This is a genomic window from Actinoplanes derwentensis, from assembly GCF_900104725.1.
Taxonomy (GTDB): domain Bacteria; phylum Actinomycetota; class Actinomycetes; order Mycobacteriales; family Micromonosporaceae; genus Actinoplanes; species Actinoplanes derwentensis.
Genome location: NZ_LT629758.1, coordinates 6,991,803 through 7,008,084, shown reverse-complemented (window position 1 = coordinate 7,008,084; position 16,282 = coordinate 6,991,803). Strand labels below are relative to the sequence as shown.

Annotated in this window: 11 protein-coding genes, 1 tRNA gene and 1 riboswitch; of the genes, 3 read left to right on the top strand and 9 right to left on the bottom strand. The window is 68.5% G+C overall.

The genetic code is table 11. The features are described from left to right. Positions 1-53: 53 nt before the first annotated feature. The 3 genes from BLU81_RS30825 to BLU81_RS30815 form a co-directional block, all read right to left on the bottom strand. A complete protein-coding gene (locus BLU81_RS30825) occupies positions 54-1,136 on the bottom strand; it encodes a winged helix DNA-binding domain-containing protein (protein WP_092549078.1) in 1,083 nt (360 codons plus the stop codon). Positions 1,137-1,157: 21 nt separating this feature from the next. Further along, positions 1,158-1,763, bottom strand: a complete 606-nt coding sequence (locus tag BLU81_RS30820; protein ID WP_092549075.1) for a GNAT family N-acetyltransferase — start codon at positions 1,761-1,763, stop codon at positions 1,158-1,160. A 93-nt stretch (positions 1,764-1,856) separates the two neighbouring features. Beyond that, on the bottom strand, positions 1,857-3,071 hold the full coding sequence (locus BLU81_RS30815; RefSeq protein WP_092549072.1) for a saccharopine dehydrogenase family protein: 1,215 nt from the start codon (positions 3,069-3,071) through the stop codon (positions 1,857-1,859). A gap of 206 nt (positions 3,072-3,277) precedes the next feature. Next, positions 3,278-3,418: riboswitch (cyclic di-AMP (ydaO/yuaA leader) on the top strand. Between the two features lie 5 nt (positions 3,419-3,423). Here BLU81_RS30815 and BLU81_RS30810 point away from each other — a divergent pair. Then, on the top strand, positions 3,424-3,966 hold the full coding sequence (locus tag BLU81_RS30810; protein ID WP_092549069.1) for a LysM peptidoglycan-binding domain-containing protein: 543 nt from the start codon (positions 3,424-3,426) through the stop codon (positions 3,964-3,966). Positions 3,967-4,042: 76 nt separating this feature from the next. On the opposite strand, the gene BLU81_RS30805 is transcribed toward BLU81_RS30810, so the two are convergent. Beyond that, positions 4,043-4,115: transfer RNA gene (locus tag BLU81_RS30805), tRNA-Arg, on the bottom strand. Positions 4,116-4,149: 34 nt separating this feature from the next. Beyond that, positions 4,150-5,292: an LCP family protein gene (locus tag BLU81_RS30800; protein WP_231953595.1), complete on the bottom strand. Its 1,143-nt coding sequence runs from the start codon at positions 5,290-5,292 to the stop codon at positions 4,150-4,152. Between the two features lie 411 nt (positions 5,293-5,703). On the opposite strand from BLU81_RS30800, the gene BLU81_RS30795 reads away from it, so the two are divergent. Next, positions 5,704-10,374, top strand: coding sequence for an ExeM/NucH family extracellular endonuclease (locus BLU81_RS30795; RefSeq protein ID WP_231953594.1), 4,671 nt, complete (start codon positions 5,704-5,706; stop codon positions 10,372-10,374). Between the two features lie 95 nt (positions 10,375-10,469). Next, entirely contained in the window at positions 10,470-11,186 is a 717-nt protein-coding gene (locus tag BLU81_RS30790) for a hypothetical protein (RefSeq protein ID WP_092549060.1), read from the top strand. A 6-nt stretch (positions 11,187-11,192) separates the two neighbouring features. Here the strand turns inward: BLU81_RS30790 and BLU81_RS30785 are convergent, their stop codons facing one another. The 4 genes from BLU81_RS30785 to BLU81_RS30770 all read right to left on the bottom strand — a co-directional run bounded on the left by BLU81_RS30785 (position 11,193) and on the right by BLU81_RS30770 (position 16,234). Then, positions 11,193-11,489: a DUF3040 domain-containing protein gene (locus BLU81_RS30785; protein WP_092549057.1), complete on the bottom strand. Its 297-nt coding sequence runs from the start codon at positions 11,487-11,489 to the stop codon at positions 11,193-11,195. A gap of 245 nt (positions 11,490-11,734) precedes the next feature. Beyond that, positions 11,735-12,958 carry a glycosyltransferase gene (locus BLU81_RS30780; RefSeq protein ID WP_092549054.1) on the bottom strand — a complete coding sequence of 408 codons (1,224 nt, stop codon included), beginning with the start codon at positions 12,956-12,958 and terminating at the stop codon, positions 11,735-11,737. Positions 12,959-13,068: 110 nt separating this feature from the next. Beyond that, positions 13,069-15,072, bottom strand: a complete 2,004-nt coding sequence (locus BLU81_RS30775; RefSeq protein WP_092549051.1) for an ArnT family glycosyltransferase — start codon at positions 15,070-15,072, stop codon at positions 13,069-13,071. A gap of 97 nt (positions 15,073-15,169) precedes the next feature. After that, complete coding sequence (locus BLU81_RS30770; protein WP_092549048.1) at positions 15,170-16,234, bottom strand: 3-deoxy-7-phosphoheptulonate synthase; 1,065 nt, start codon at positions 16,232-16,234, stop codon at positions 15,170-15,172. Positions 16,235-16,282 lie beyond the last annotated feature (48 nt).

Sequence of the window (16,282 nt, the reverse complement as noted above, 5' to 3'; positions counted from 1 at the left end):
TGTTAGGGACATCGGTAGGTGGTCCCGGAGACGGAAAAGGTTGCCTGGGTTCCTCAGTCGATTTTCACGGTCGCCGCCGGCACCTCCCGCGCCCGCGCGACCTGGGCCGCCTCCTCCTCGACCCGGGCGGCCGACAACCGCCCGAACGGTGTGACGGTCAGATCCACCTGTTTCTTCTTGAGCGCGGCCCGCCAGACTCCGGCGATCTCGCCGTCCACCAGCAGCACCCCCGGGTTGCCGAGAGGACGCCACACCTGTTTCTGATGCTCCCGGCCGGGCACCAGCAGGTCCCGGTCACGGGCCTGGAGCAGCGGATCCATCGCCGGCAGCAGGCGCACCCCGGATGGTCGCGGTGCCGTTTCGAGCAGCCCCGCCGAGGCTTCGGGCAGCCAGGCGCGGCGACCGTCCACACTCACCGCGGTCAGGTCCGCCGGCCACGCCCGCTTGATCACCGTGGTCGTGGTGCCGAGGTGTTTCGCGACCTCGGCCGGGCCGGCCGGGCCGAGAAACCGAAGGTAGGTCTTGATCAGGTGGTCGAGACCGGCGGTGGTGTCCGGGATCGGGGGAGCGTCCGCTAGCGGGCCCAGAGACGCCTCCCGGCCGCGGGACAGCACCTCCACGCCACCGGCCAGGCCGGCCTGCTGCCAGACGTTGCCGGCGACGTGGCGGGCGCCGCAGGGCTTGCAGTCATACGTCAACTCGGCCGGAACCCGGGCGCTGACCTCGGTGCTCGCCTCGCCACGGGGGATCGGCCCGGTCACCACGGCCCGGAACGCCTCCGCGACCGCGGTGAACGCCCGCACCCCCAGCGCCTGAGCCCGCGGGATCTGGCCGCTCTTCACCCGGGCCGCCGCGTCGTCGTCACCGGTGGGCCACAACTGGCGCACCAGGGCCGGCAGGTCGGCCCGGCGGTGCAGATGCGGGGCACCGCGGGCCGCCCAGACGGTGACCAGCCGGTCGTCACTCGCTCCCGCCGTGGTGCGGGCGGCCAGAGCGACCTGGATCGAACCGGGCGTGTACTCCTGGAGGCCCAGGTCGAGCACCGGCAGGTCGGCGGGCCGATCGTCGACCCGGCCGGACAGTCCCTGCGCGACGACCCGGAAGGCCATCACCTGCTCGCGGTCCACCTCGATCATGCGCACCTCCTGCGACGGCGGTCATCGCCGACCGTACCGGCGGGATGCGACATTTTTCCGGCGATCGTCGTGCGGACCGGGCCGGCCCTCGACGAACTCCCACGTGTCCAGGTACACCGGACCGTCCGGGCCGGCCTGCTGGATCACCGGATCGGCGGCCGGCCGGTAACCACAGTGCCGGGCCACCGACGTGCTCGCCGTGTTACCCCGGTCGATCCGCAGCAGCAGCCGGCGCAGCCGCAACGTGTCGACCGAGAACGTGGTGAGCAGGGAGAGCGCGGCCGACGCTAGACCCCGGCGGCGGAACGGCAGGCCGACCAGATAACCCAGTTCGGCCTCGTGCGCGTCGGAACGCACCGCGAAGAGCAGCACCTCGCCGAGCGGCCTACCACCGTCGGCGGTGATCGCGAGCTGGATCCGGCTGCCATTGACCCGGCCCTGCAAGGCCCGCCGCAGATAGGCCAGCCCGGCCTCCACGTCGAACGGCGACGGCCGCAGTGTCCAGCGGGCGATGTCCGGCTCGTCCAGCAGTGCGACCAGGTCGTCGAGGTCCTCCCAGCACCACTCCCGCAGGACGACGCCAGCCCCCGCCAACCGCAGCGGGTAGGGGAGCGGGCTGACGGTCACTCATGAATCGTGCCGGAATATGCACTCTTAGTGCTAGTGGGGATCGGCGCGAAACGCGTCAGATCACTGATACCGCTCTGGGGGCTCCGCAGGTTATGCCTTCCGGGCGGTGATCTCCAGGCCGGCCGTGCGCAGCCGGTCGACCAGGGCGTCGCCGATGCCGGTCGCCGGAGTGAGCACACCACCCTCGGACTTCGGCAGCCGATCCCGGTCCAGGGCCAGCGCCAGGGCGGACTCACCGAGCATGACCGCGGTCGCGGCGTACCCCGGGTCGCCCTGGGCCTTGACCCTCGCGCGATAGCGCGCCCCCGTCGTGGTGACACCGAAGATGTCCATGGTGAAGTGGCCGTTGGTCCGGTTGCTCTCGCTCGGCCCGGTACCCGGCGCGGGCAGGACCCGGTCCAGCACGAATCGGATCGGCGGCACCGCGAATCCGATCACCAGGGCGCTCATCGCGGCCTTGGTCACCCGGGCGATCACCGGGGAGCCGACTCGCAGCACCTCGCGGTAGCGGAACCCGCGACCGTACGCCCAGCCGCGCAGCGCGTTGCTCCGGCGTACGACCCGGGTGTTGTACGACGCCATCACGAACGGGGCGAGGTGCCCGCGCAGACTCGGGTCCACTTCGGAAGGCGCCAGGGTGAGCATGTCCGGCTGGCGCCCGAGATCGGGTTCGGCCTTCCGGTCGGGACTCAGCGAGTACGGGCTGGCCCCGATCCGCCGTAGCCGCCGGTCCTTCTTCATCACGTCGACCTGGTGCCGCATCGAGTCGATGGTGCCGCCGCTGACACCGCCGCGCATGCTGGTCACCACCAGCGTGGTGTCGGTCAGTTCGCCGGCGCCGTCGGCTTGCACCAGCTCATGCAGGACGTGCACCCCGATATCGGACGGGATCGAATCGAAGCCGCAGGAGTGCACGATCCGTGCACCGGTGCGCCGGGCGACCTCATGGTTCTCGTCGATGCTGTCCCGGGCGAACAGGACCTCACCGGTCAGGTCCACGTAGTCGGTACCGGTTTCGGCGCAGGCGCGAGCGAGTGGCTTGCCGAATTTCGCGTACGGCCCGACCGTCGTCACCACCACGCGAGTGCGGTCGGCCATCGTGGTCAGGGCCTCGGCGTCGTCCGCGTCAGCGACCACGATGGGCAGGTCCAGGCCGAGTCGTTCCAGTTTCGCCGCGGACCGTCCGGCGAGCGCGATCCGGGTGCCTTGCGGTGATTTCGTCGCGAGATGCTTCGCGACCAGCGCGCCGGCGAAACCCGAGGCACCGTAGACGATCACGTCGAACTCGCGCTGTCGATCGCTCATGGCTGCCGATTGTGCACCCTCGGTGGAGGGTTGTGTACCCACCGCGGCGCGCCGAGATCGGCATGTTATCCACACAAAGGAAGATCAAAGCGGCTAATTTGTGACCAACAACTCCATTGCCGCTGCTCGGTCATGTGTGTCGAGAGCGGCGTCTCAGCGGCCCGCGTGAGCGGGCACCGTGGCCGGTAACGCCGAGTCCTGCCGCCGGTCGCGGATCTACGAATCAAGGCATGGAGCGGGGGACCCAAGAGTTCCTCGGCGCTACGGCGCCTCGGGGTGAAGCCGTGGTAAGCGGCCGGGCACCTCTGCCCGAACCCGACAGCTGACCTCGCAGGCGTGGAGGACAACGCACATGGCTCAGAAAAGTGAACAGTGGAAGCGCGTGATCGGCCTGGCGGTCGTCTGCGTCACCGGAAGCGCCGTGCTGGCCGGGCCGGCCGCCGCCGCTCCGGACAGCATCAACTGGGAGGCGATCGCCCGCTGCGAATCCGGCGGCAACTGGGGCATCAATACCGGAAACGGGTACTACGGCGGGCTTCAGTTCAGCCACGGCACCTGGCGGGCCTACGGCGGAGCGCGGTACGCCAGCACCGCCAACCGGGCCTCCAAGTCCGAGCAGATCCGCATCGCCGAACGGGTGCTGCGCGGCCAGGGGATCGGTGCGTGGCCGACCTGCGGGCGGCGTAACGCCTACAAGCCGGCGTCCCGTTCCGCGCGCCGGGCTCCGGTCACCCGGCACTCCTCGGGCAGCTACGTCGTACGCCCGGGTGACACGCTGGCGAAGATCGCCGCCCGTTACCACGTGCGGGGCGGCTGGAAAGCCCTTTACCGGGCAAACACGGCGACGCTGCGCAGCCCGAACCGACTGGCTGTGGGGCAGCGGATCCGGCTCTGACCCGGCTCTGACCTGGCCCTGATTCGGCGGGAACGACACCGGCCGTTCCGCGAGTGCGGAACGGCCGGGGAGTGAGTGGGCCCGGCGCGACTTGAACGCGCGACCTACCGCTTAGGAGGCGGTTGCTCTATCCACTGAGCTACGAGCCCTGGAGCCACTGAAACCTGAGGGTACCAGTAGGGCTCAGCTCTGGAGGTTCACGTACTCCGGGTGGTCGAGCAGGAATCCGCCGACCCGGTCCTCCCGGACGGCCTGGAAGAACTCCTTGGTCGAAGGCTCCAGTTCCTCGCCCAGATAGGTGCTGCCGGCGAACTTTCCGCCACCCGGCAGCTTCACCGTGATCATGTCGTCGACGTTGAGGCCCTGTAGGGCGAACGCCCAGTCGAGCACGGTGTGGCCGCCGCCGGAGAAGGTCAGCGAGCCACCGGCCGCGTTCATCACCTTCAGCAGTTTCGCCGGGTCGGTCACCACGTCCTTGCTCATCGCCTGCTTGGCCAGCGCCTTGACGAACTGCTGCTGGTGCCGCTGCCGGTCGTAGTCGCCCTCGGGGAGTCCGTAGCGTTGCCGCACGTAGTCCAGGGCCTCCCACGCCTGCAGGTGGTAGGTGCCCTTCTGATAGATCTTCTGCACCCCGATGTACGGGTGGTCGCAGGTGTTGTCGGCGCAGCGGGACAACCGGTCGCGGGGCGAGCCGTCCGGTTTCAGGTGCTCGGACTTCACGTCCTGGTCGATCGTCATGGTGACGCCCTCCATCGCCTCGACGATCTTCTTGAAGCCGCCGAAGTTGACGATCCCGCCGGCGTCGAACTCCTTGATGCCGGTGTACCCGCCGACCGTCTTGGCGAGCAGCTGGAAGCCCTGGGCGGCGCTGTACTTCCCGTCGCCGAGATGGCTGCCCATCGACATCGAGCCGTTGATCTTCCCGGAGCCGCCGCGGTAGTCCGCCTTCGGGAACGCCGGGATGTCGACGTACAGGTCACGGGGCAGCGAGAACAGGTAGACCGTGCTCATGTCGGCCGGGATGTGCGCCAGGATGATCGAGTCGGAGAGCGGCGGCGTCTTGTCGTCCCGCGGATCGATCCCGACCAGTAGCAGGTTCAGCGGGCCCTTGATCGACGGGCTGTCGTCCTCTTTCCGGTCCCGCGGGACCGCGGCGTTGGCCGCCCGGGGTTCGAAGATGCTGTCATCGGTCACCGCGGCGGTGTATTTCGCGACCAGAGTCTGCGCGGTGACGAGAGCACCAACACTCGTGACGATCAGTACGGAGCCGGCGATCGCGCTCAATCGAGCCCAGAGCGGTGCACGTCGCTTGACCGTTTTCGTCACCGGTGTTCCATTCCGCCGAGCTTCGAAGGATCTGCATTTTTGCACACGATCATGGGTGCGGTACGGCTGTCGGCGGGCGGCAGGTTTCCGGCAGGTAACCGTCCACCTAAGATCCGGCGACTGTACAAACGCGAACAATGAACGGCGGGAAAAACCTGCCACCGGTAGCCCGGTGATTGCTCTTCCGTTACCTTTCCGAGAATCTTTCGTCATCAGCGATACCTACGCTGCGGCGGATCAACACTCCTTCGGAGGGCAACCTCGATGCGTTCTTTCATACGCAGCGTGGGTGACGCCGGACGCTTCCTCCCAGTACCGAAAACCCCTGCGGGTTTTCGTGCGCTGGGTGCTGCCGTCCTGGCGACCACGCTTTGTCTCAGCTTCACCGGCCCGGTTTCCGCGGCCACCGATGTGCCGTTCATCAGCGAGATCCACTACGACAACACGGGCACCGACAGCGGCGAGGCCGTGGAGATCGAGGCCCCGGTCGGTTACGACCTGAGTGGCTGGAAGCTCTACCTCTACAACGGCAACGGCGGAGCCAGCTACACGCCGATCACCACGTTCACCGGTGTCGTACCGGCGTCCGGTGTGGTCGTTCAGAACTTCGCCGCCGCAGCCGGGATCCAGAACGGAGCCCCGGACGGCATCGCGCTGGTGAAGCCGGACAACACAGTAGCCGAGTTCCTCAGCTACGAAGGCGTCGTCACCGCCGCCAACGGTCCGGCCCTCGGTCAGACCAGCGTGGACATCGGTGTCGCCGAGTCGGAGACCACTGCTGCCGGTCAGTCGCTGCAGAAGATCGACGGTGTCTGGACCGGCCCGGCGACGAGCAGCTTCGGCGCGCTCAACACCGTGGTCACCACCCCGGAGGAGCCCGAAGAGCCCTCCACCGGCTGCGACACCGCGGTCACCCACACGATCGCCCAGGTGCAGGGCGCCGGTGCGGCCACGCCGCTGGCCGGTTCGATCGTGACCGTCGAGGGCATCGTGACCGCCGACCACCGCACCGGTGGTTACAACGGCGTCTATGTGCAGACGGCCGGCACCGGCGGCGACCGCCCGGTCATCGCGGGCGCCGCCTCCGACGGCATCTTCGTCTACCTGACCTCGACCGCCGCGAACCACCCGTCGGTGAAGATCGGTGACTCGGTACGGGTGACCGGCACGGTCAGCGAGTACAACGCGCTGACCCAGATCACCATCGGTGCCAAGTCCGACGTGCAGGTCTGCGCGAACGACGCCCCGCTGCCCGCCCCGGTCCCGCTGACCCTCCCGCTCAGCGACGAGGCCCGCGAGTCCGCCGAGGGCATGCTGGTCGCCCCGGTCGGCGCGTTCACCGTCTCGGACGTCTACAACACCAACCGGTACGGCGAGGTCATCCTCGCGGCCGGCAGCACCCCGGCCCGGATCCCCACCGACGTGGCCCGGCCCGGCAGCGCTGCCGCGAACGAGCTGAAGGCCGGCAACAAGGCCGGCCGGGTTCTGCTCGACGACGCGAAGACCACCAACCTGGCGACCGCCGGCCTGCCCCCGGTGTACATGACCAAGGACGCGCCGCTGCGTGTCGGTGACACCGTCGAGAAGTTCGGTGCGGCCGTTCTGAGCTACGGCTTCAGCGAATGGCGCCTGCAGCCGGCCAGCCCGGCCTCCCTCGACACCGCCTTCAAGGCGTCGAACCCGCGGACCAGCGCTCCGGCGAGCGTCGGCGGGGACATCAAGGTCGCCAGCTTCAACGTGCTGAACTACTTCGTCCACTTCGGTGGCGAGGCGCGCGGTGCCGCTGACGAGGCGGCCAAGGAGAAGCAGGAAGCGAAGATCGTCTCGGCGATCACCGCCCTGGACGCCGACGTGGTCGCGCTCATGGAGATCGAGAACTCGGTCCGCTTCGAGACGACCGAGACCCAGCTGGCGCTCAAGACCCTGGTCGGCGAGCTCAACACGGTCGACGGCGCGGGTGTCTGGGACTACGTCCGGTCACCGGGCGAACTGCCGGGCGCGACCGAGCAGGACGTCATCACCAGCGCGATCATCTTCAAGCCCGCCTCGGTCACGCCGAAGGGCGCGTCGAAGTCGGTGAACGACGAGACGGTCTGGGGCAACGCCCGCGAGCCGATCGCGCAGACGTTCACCGCCGGCTCGATCGACTTCACCGTGGTCGCGAACCACTTCAAGTCCAAGAGCGCCTCGGTCGCCCCGACCGGTGACAACGTGGACACCGGTGACGGACAGGGCGCCTACAACGGCGACCGGATCCGGCAGGCCAACGCGCTCGCGACCTTCGTCGCGGGCCTCGGCACCGACAAGGTGATCCTGCTCGGCGACTTCAACGCCTACGGCCAGGAAGACCCGCTCCAGGCTCTGTACGAGAAGGGCTACTCCGACGCGCACGCCACGTTCGCGCCGGACAAGTCCTCGTACGTCTACGGCGGCGAGTCCGGTTCGCTGGACCACGCGCTGGTCACCGGCGAGTTCGCGAAGCGGATCACCGGCGTCGACATCTGGAACATCAACTCGGTCGAGTCGTTCGCCTTCGAATACGACGGCTACGGACCCTTCTACGAGTCCGGCCCGTTCCGCTCCAGCGACCACGACCCGGTCGTCGTCGGCCTGGAGACCGGTGCCGCCAGCCCGATCGACCTGCAGCTGCTGAGCATCAACGACTTCCACGGCCGGCTCGAGTCGCCGACCACCGGCAACGGTGGCGCGGCCCAGCTCGTCGGGGCGGTCAACCAGCTCCGCGCGGCCAACCCGAACACCGCGTGGGTGTCCGTCGGTGACAACATCGGCGCCTCCACGTTCATCTCCGCGATCGACGACGACAACCCGACCCTCGCGGCGCTCAACGCCGGTGGGCTGAACGTCTCCGCGGTCGGCAACCACGAGTTCGACAAGGGCCTGTCCGACCTGCTCGGCCGGGTCTCCGACAAGGCCGACTTCCCGTACCTGGCGGCCAACGTCTACAAGGACGGCGAGCGGGTCCTGCCCGGCTACGTCGTGCAGACCGTGGGTGGCATCAAGGTCGGCTACATCGGTGTGGTGACCGAGCAGACCGGTTCGCTGGTCAGCCCGGACGGCATCAAGGGCGTGGAGTTCCGCGACCCGATCACCGAGACCAACACCCTCGCGGCGCAGCTCTCCGACGGCGACGCCGCCAACGGCGAGGCCGACGTGCTGGTGCTGCTCACCCACGAGGGTGCGGCCACTGAGAACATCAACTCCGCCGAGGCGCTCGCCGCCGACCCGGTGTTCGGTGAGTTCACCAAGGTGAGCGCCGAGATCGACGCGATCTTCAGCGGGCACACCCACCAGCCGTACGCGTTCCAGGTGCCGGTCCCCGGTACCACCAAGACCCGTCCGGTGATCCAGGCCGAGGACTACGGTCTGCGGCTGGGCAAGGCGGTCCTGACCATCGACCCGGCCACCAAGTCGGTGACCTCGTCGACGGCCGAGCTGCTGAACGTGACCGGTTACCCGTCCGACGCGGCGGTCGCGCAGATCGTGGCCGACGCCAAGACGAAGGCCGCCGAGCTGGGCAAGCGTGAGCTCGGCAAGATCACCGGCGACATCAAGCGGGCCTACTCCGCCGCCGGCGCCGAGGACCGTGGTGCCGAGTCGGTGATGGGCAACTTCATCGCCGACGTGCAGCTCGACCAGACCAGCGACGCCGGTCGTGGTGGGGCGCAGATCGCGCTGATGAACCCGGGTGGCCTGCGTGCCGACCTGGCGTACGGCACCGACGGAACCGTGACCTACTCGGCCGCGTTCGCCGTCCAGCCGTTCGCCAACGACGTGGTGACCCAGACCCTGACCGGCGCCCAGATCAAGCAGGTGCTGGAGGAGCAGTGGCAGCCGGACGGCGCGTCCCGGCCGGTGCTGCACCTGGGCTCGTCGAAGGGGCTCGTCTACTCCTACGACCTGAACCAGCCGCGGGGCTCGAAGATCATCGCGTCGACGCTGAAGCTGAACGGGGTCGTTCTCAACCCGACCGGCACGTACCGCGTCACGTCGAACTCGTTCCTCGCCGCCGGTGGTGACAACTTCACCACCCTGGGCAAGGGCACCGATCGCAAGACGACCGGCGACAACGACCTGACCATGCTGGTCAACTTCTTCGCCAAGTACACCCCGATCACCCCGGACGCCACGCCGCGCAGCACCGTCGGGATCGCCGACGCCACCGCGCCGACCGGCACCTACGCGGTGAACACGGCGGCGATCTGGCCCGGCCAGTCGGTGACGCTCACCGAGTCCGCGCTGGACGACGACGTCAGTGACAACGCGAAGATCACCCGGGTCGTCGACTGGGGCGACGGCAGCGCCGTCCAGACCCTGGCGGTCGGTACGACCAAGGCCACGCACGCCTACACCAAGGCGGGCAGCTTCAAGGTCACCGTCACCCTGAGCGACGAGGCCGGCAACAAGGCCACGATCACCGCGTCCACCGTGGTGGTGAAGGCGCAGGCCGGCACCTACAAGCTGAACACCAAGGCGATCTGGACGACCCAGTCGGTGAGCCTCGGGGTCAGCGGTGTCACCGGAGCCACCCAGCTCTCGATCGTCTGGGGCGACGGCAGCACCACCAAGACCACCGCGGCGAACGCGACGGTGGTGCACAAGTACACCAAGGCCGGGAATTTCGCGGTCAAGGTGACGCCGTCCAACGCGGCCGGTGCCGGTAAGGCCGTCACCGTCGGCACCGTCAAGGTCACCAAGGACACCGCCAAGCCGACGGTGAGTCTGACCAAGCCGAGCCACTCCGAACGCGCCAGCTCCTGGAAGACGGTCACCGGCAAGGCGACCGACAAGGGTCTCGGTGTCGCCAAGGCGAAGGTCAAGGCGATCGAGGAGCGGTCCGGCAAGTGGTACTACTACTCGGCCGGCAAGTGGACCAAGGCGAAGTCGAAGAAGGACGCTCAGGCCAAGGCCGCGGTGCTGACCGCCGTGCCGAACGCCAAGGGTGTCTGGAGCGTCAAGCTCACCGGCGTCACCAAGGGCAAGCTGCTGATCACCTACACCGCGACGGACAAGGCGGGTAACACCGCGACGGTTCGTACGCACACGGTGCGTATCACCAAGTAACAACCTGCACACATGTCGAGGCCCCCGCTGTATGGCGGGGGCCTCTTCACGTCCTGTAGCGGTACTTTGATCACTAGCCGCACACAGGAGGTCGGATGAACGGGCGAACGAGTCGATCCTCGTGGATCGTCCTCATCGTCGGACTGGGGCTTCTCGCCCTCGGCGTCATCCTGCTGCTGAACGGCGGCGCCTCCTGTAGAGCGACCGAGATGCAGATCGGCGGCCAGTGCATCACGTACGGTGATGGCGCTTCGCGCATTCTGGAACCGGACGACACCGGCCGTCTCGCGGGCCGGCTCATCATCGGTGCCGGTGGTCTGGTCGCCGCCGCGGGTGTCTGGCTGGTGTTCTTCGCCGACCGGTCGATTCCCCGATCGGCAGGGGTGGGTGACCGGATCGAGCTGGCCCGCCGGCACGGCTGGCAGTTCCTGGACGTCGACGGCGATCTGCTGGACGCCTGGAGCGACACCCCGGACTTCGGCGAGGATCAGCCGGCCTATGCGGTGCTGCGCGGCTACTACGACGACCTGGAGTTCGTGGTCTTCGACTTCCGCAAACCGGAGACCGGGGTGCTGAGCACCGCTTGGATCGTCTACCTGCCGGACCCGACGCGGGCCTTCGTCAAGTGGGCCACGGCGCAGGAGCCGCTTTACCGCCGCCCGCTCACCATGGTCGGTGTCCGGGCCGACGCGATCGTCGACATCGCCGCGCGGCCGCACCGGTCCACCGAGGCCGACGCCGTCCTGCGGCAGGTCCGGGCCCTCGTGGAGATCGTCCGCCGGTTCGAGAGCCAGGCCACGACCAGCTCGTGAGGGTGTTCAGGCCTGCCGGAACGCGGTCTCGGTCCGCTGCCTGCGCAACCGGTGGACCGCCGCGGAGAAGGTGATCACGGCCCAGGCGCCGACGATCGAGGTGGAGATCCACCAGCCGACCGCTCCCAGCACGACGGCGGCGACAGTGATCACGGTGGCCACGATGAACAGTGGTAGCGGAGGGCGACCGGTTGTTGACACGCTGAAGTTTCCGCCGCCCATTCGAGCGCAGAAATCCGGATCGTCACGTCGAAGTTGGCGTTCCATCGCTGCCAGCCGCCGAGTGTCCTCTTTGTTGAGCATGATCGCTACCTTCCGGTCTGCCGCGCCGGTGAAGCATGGATCGAGAGGTGCAGATCCCGATCAGAGCTCATTGTTACCTCTGGGTTGCCGATGTGATACGCCCGCGTGTGCCGAATTTTCGGTTCGTTGTGTTCCGGACAACAAGCCCTGTTGAAATCCCGCAACTTCGGGTACAACGGATCGGTTGATCTCCGATTACGGCCCGGTCAGGCGGGCGTTCCGTCGGCTGAGGCGGCAGATCGCGATCAGCCGGCCGAGGGCCGGAAGACCCAGATACGCAACATCAGGAAGCGCGCGGCGGTGGCCACCAGGTTGGCCAGGACAAGCACCATCAATTCGGCGGTACGTGGGGCGCCGGCGGCCGTGGCGTGCAGCAGGGCGAGGGCTCCGCTCGTCAGCCCGAGACCGATGCCGAATACCACCAGCCCCTGCGCCTGATGCCGCAGAGCACCGTCACCACCACGTACTCCGAAGGTCAATCGTCGGTTGGCGGCCGTGTTGGCCATCGCGGTCAGCAGCAGCGCCCACAGGTTGGCCCACTGAGCTTCCACCCCGGTCCGCAACAGTGCGTAAAGGACCAGGTAGGCCAAGGTGCTCGCGACACCCACCCCGGCGAACCGGATGAGCTGCCCGGTCAGCCCGGCCGGCTCACCCGCCACCGGCAACGGATTACGGCCCAACTGCGCACGCAGCGTGGCCAGCGGCAGACGGCCGGTGCTCAGCGCGCGAGCGACCCGGACGATGCCCTTCAGATCCGCCACCGCGGTCGCCACGATGTCGACCCGGCTGTCCGGATCGTCGATCCAGTCCACCGGCACCTCGTGGATACGCAGCCCGGCCCGCTCCGCCAGCACCAGCAGCTCGGTGTCGAAGAACCAGCCCGGATCCTCGACCATCGGCAGCAGCCGTTCGGCCACATCGGACCGGATCGCCTTGAAACCGCACTGCGCGTCGGAGAACCGTGCGGCCAGCGTGCCACGCAGGATCAGGTTGTAACCCCGGGAGATCAGCTCCCGCTTTGCGCCGCGCACCACCCGCGAACCACGTGCCAGCCGGGACCCGATCGCCAGGTCCGAATGCCCCGAGATCAGCGGCGCCACCAGCGGCAGCAGGGCACCGAGATCGGTCGAGAGATCCACATCCATGTACGCCAGGACGGTGGCGTCGGAGTGCGACCAGACGTGCTTGAGCGCCCGTCCCCGGCCCTTCTCCGCCAGGTGGACCGCGCTGACTTCGGCGAACGCCTCGGTCAGTCGCTGTGCCACCAGTGCTGTGCCGTCGACGCTCGCGTTGTCCGCCACGGTGATCCGGAACCGGTACGGGAAGTTCGCCGCCAGATAAGCGTGCAGCCGGCGAACACACGGCTCCAGATCGGCTTCCTCGTTGTAGACCGGGATCACCACGTCGAGAACCGGCGCCCCGACGCGGCTGCGGCCGGTGTCCTGTGAGGGCAGCGTCGAGAGGGTCATGTCCCCAAGGTCCGTCGCGCGTCTTTGCCCAGCTTATGGCGGCCCTGTGCCGGCCCTGTGAGTCCACAGCGGAGCGTGGTGAGCCCTAGGGCTCACCACGCTCCGCTGTGCTACTTGCCGGTCGTCGTCAGGTCGTAGAGGGTGGTGCCGCCGACCGTCTGGGCGGTGAAGTTCGCGGCCACCCACTCAGAGATCCGGCCACTCTCGTCGCTGCCACCGTTGCCGCCGTTGCGAGCGAAGCCGCCGCCGCCGATGAAGTAGTGGATCTTTCCGTCGGTGACGTACTGCTGGAACTGCGCCAGCGTCGGGGACGGATCGGTGCCGTTGAAACCGCCTACCGCCATCACCGGTTCCTCGGTGGCCAGCTGATAGCCGGACGCGTTCTGTGAACCGATCGCGGCGGCCACCCAGGTGTAACTGTCGGCATCGTTCTCCAGCAGGGCCTTCACCTGAGTGTTGACCTCGCTCGCGTTGAGCAGGCCACTGTTGCCGCCACGGGAGCTTCGGCCGGTCTGGGTTGGGCGGCTGTTCTGGGCGCCTTCAGACCCGTCCGCAGAACGACCGTTCTGTCCACCAGGGGCGCCGCCCCCGAAAGTACGACCGTTCTGTCCGCCGCTGGGGCCACCGTTGCCTCGGCCGCCGGGTGCCATGCCGCCGCCCCGTCCACCGGAGACCGACGGGCCGGCGGTCGGGATCGAACCGGTGTGGGCTTCGGCGGCCGTTTGTACCGCGTACGCAGCCGGTCCTGCCAATCCGGCGACTGCCGCGACCGTCGCGGCGACCAGGGCCAGACGCGCCGTGAGCCGGACCGAGAGGACCACCGCGACCGCCGCCAGCAGCCCCGCGATCAGCACCGGCAGGCGCAGCCACGGCACGAAGTCAGAACTGCGGCCGAGCAGCGTCCACGACCACCAGGCGGTCACCCCGATCGCCGTGGCCAGGGCGAGCGCCGCGAACAGTTCCGCCCGGCGCTTCCACAGCAGCGCCGCACCCATCGCGACCACCGCGGCGATCGCCGGAGCCAGCGCCACCGTGTAGTACGCGTGGAAGATGCCCTGCATGTAGCTGAAGATCAGCCCGGTGACCAGCAGCCAGGTGCCCCAGACGATCAGGGCGGCCCGCTGCGTGTCGGTGCGGGCCCGCCGAGCGGTGATCACGAGTCCGGCGACCAGCAGGATCAGCGCGGCCGGCAGCAGCCAGGAGATCTGACCACCCTGCGCGCTGTTGAAGAGCCGGGTCAGGCCGACCTCGCTCAGCCGGGCCGACGCGTTGCCGACACTGCCGGACTCCTCGCCGTTGAGCCGGCCCAGGCCGTTGTAACCGAGGGTGAGTTCGAGCAGGCTGTTATTCTGCGAACCACCGATGTACGGGCGCATCGACGTGGGCACCAGTTCGACGATGCCGATGTACCAGCCGGCGGAGGCGACCATCGCGACCAGTGCCAGCAGCAACTGGACGATCCGCTTACCGAGCTTCGGCGGGCCGGCGATCAGGTAGGCCAAACCGAACGCCGGAACCACCAGCAGCGCCTGCAACTGCTTGGCCAGGAACGCGAACCCGACCAGCACACCGGTCAGCACCACCCACTTCGTGGCGCCGGACTCGACGGCTCGCAGGATCGAGTACGCCCCGCCGACCATCAGCAGCACCAGCAGCGCGTCCGGGTTGTTGAAGCGGAACATCAGCACGGCCACCGGGGTCAGCGCCGAGATCGCACCGGCGAGCAGACCGGCCGCGGGACCGAAACCGCGCCGTACGGTCGCGAACAGCAATCCGGTCGTCGCTACGCCCAGCAGCGCCTGCGGGACCAGGATGCTCCACGAGCTGAGCCCGAAGATCCGCACCGACAGCGCCATGATCCAGAGGGCGGCCGGGGTCTTGTCGACGGTGATCGCGTTGGCCGCGTCGGACGAACCGAAGAAGAACGCCGTCCAGCTCTCCGAACCGGCCTGGACGGCGGCGGAGTAGAACGCGTTGGCCCAGCCCGACGCGCCCAGCCCCCAGATGTAGAGGACGGCGGTGGTCAGCAGCAGGGCGTAGAGGGACGGGCGGATCCAAGGGGCGTCGTGGCGGCCGAGCAGCCACCGGGCCGCCCCGGTACGTGGTGCGGTCATCACCCGGTCAACGGTTCGTCGGCGCCCTGTCGCGTCCTTGTGCCGCCGCTGTGCGACCCCTGTGAGTCCCCATCGGACTCACAGGGGTCTGCACAATTCAGACCGTGCGCCGCTTCGCGGAGGCCGCGGCCAGCCGGTCCAGCACACTCACCGTCGCGTCCCAGCCCATGCAGGCGTCGGTGACCGACTGGCCGTACGTCAGCTCGCCACCGAGGTCCTGTCGGCCCGGCTCCAGGAAACTCTCCAGCATCACGCCGCTGATCGCGTGCTGACCGGCTTCCATCTGCTGCGCGATGTCCTCGGCCACGATCGGCTGCCGGTTGTGGTCCTTGCTGCTGTTGCCGTGCGAACAGTCGATCACCAGACGCTCCGGCAGGCCCGCCTTGCGCAGCAGCGCCAGCGACGACTCGACGTGCTCGGCGCTGTAGTTCGGCTTGCCGCCGCCACCGCGCAGCACCAGGTGACAGTCCGGGTTACCGGCCGTGTGCAGGATCGCCGGCGTGCCCGAGTAGTCGATCCCCGGGAAGACATGCTTCGCCTCGGCGGCCTGGATCGCGTCGACCGCGGTGGAGACACTGCCGTCCGGGCGGTTCTTCATGCCGATCGGCATCGACAGGCCGGACGAGAGCTGACGGTGCACCTGCGACTCCACCGTCCGGGCGCCGATCGCACCCCAGGCCACGGTGTCCGCGATGTACTGCGGGGTGATCGGGTCGAGGAACTCCACCGCCACCGGCAGACCCCGCTGGACGACCTCCAGCAGCAGCTTGCGGGCGATCCGCAGGCCGGTGCCGACGTCACCCGAGCCGTCCAGGGCCGGGTCCATGATCAGGCCCTTCCAGCCGACCGTGGAACGCGGCTTCTCGAAGTACACCCGCATCACGATCAGCAGGTCCTCCTTCAGCCGCTCGGCCTCCAGCTGAAGCCGGTCCGCGTACTCGCCGGCGGCCACCGGGTCGTGCACCGAACACGGGCCGACGACCACGATCAGGCGTTGATCTCGGCCGTTCAGCACGTCCTCGACCTGTTTGCGGCCCGCCAGCACGGTGTCGTGACACTCACTGGTCAGCGGCAGCTCGTGGTGCAGCAGCGCCGGGCTCATCAGCGGGACGACCTTCTCGATCCGCTGATCACGGACTCGCTGCACCTCAGGGGCGGTCATGGTGTTCTCTTCTCCTTCGACCGGCCCTGCGTCAGAGCCGGTTTGCTC

Bases quoted from the DNA above. Each gene is read 5' to 3' on its own strand.
- BLU81_RS30825 (WP_092549078.1), bottom strand. From the start codon at position 1,136: ATGATCGAGGTGGACCGCGAGCAGGTGATGGCCTTCCGGGTCGTCGCG.
- BLU81_RS30785 (WP_092549057.1), bottom strand. From the start codon at position 11,489: ATGCTCAACAAAGAGGACACTCGGCGGCTGGCAGCGATGGAACGCCAA.
- BLU81_RS30810 (WP_092549069.1), top strand. From the start codon at position 3,424: ATGGCTCAGAAAAGTGAACAGTGGAAGCGCGTGATCGGCCTGGCGGTC.
- BLU81_RS30775 (WP_092549051.1), bottom strand. From the start codon at position 15,072: ATGACCGCACCACGTACCGGGGCGGCCCGGTGGCTGCTCGGCCGCCAC.
- BLU81_RS30790 (WP_092549060.1), top strand. From the start codon at position 10,470: ATGAACGGGCGAACGAGTCGATCCTCGTGGATCGTCCTCATCGTCGGA.
- BLU81_RS30815 (WP_092549072.1), bottom strand. From the start codon at position 3,071: ATGAGCGATCGACAGCGCGAGTTCGACGTGATCGTCTACGGTGCCTCG.
- BLU81_RS30770 (WP_092549048.1), bottom strand. From the start codon at position 16,234: ATGACCGCCCCTGAGGTGCAGCGAGTCCGTGATCAGCGGATCGAGAAG.
- BLU81_RS30780 (WP_092549054.1), bottom strand. From the start codon at position 12,958: ATGACCCTCTCGACGCTGCCCTCACAGGACACCGGCCGCAGCCGCGTC.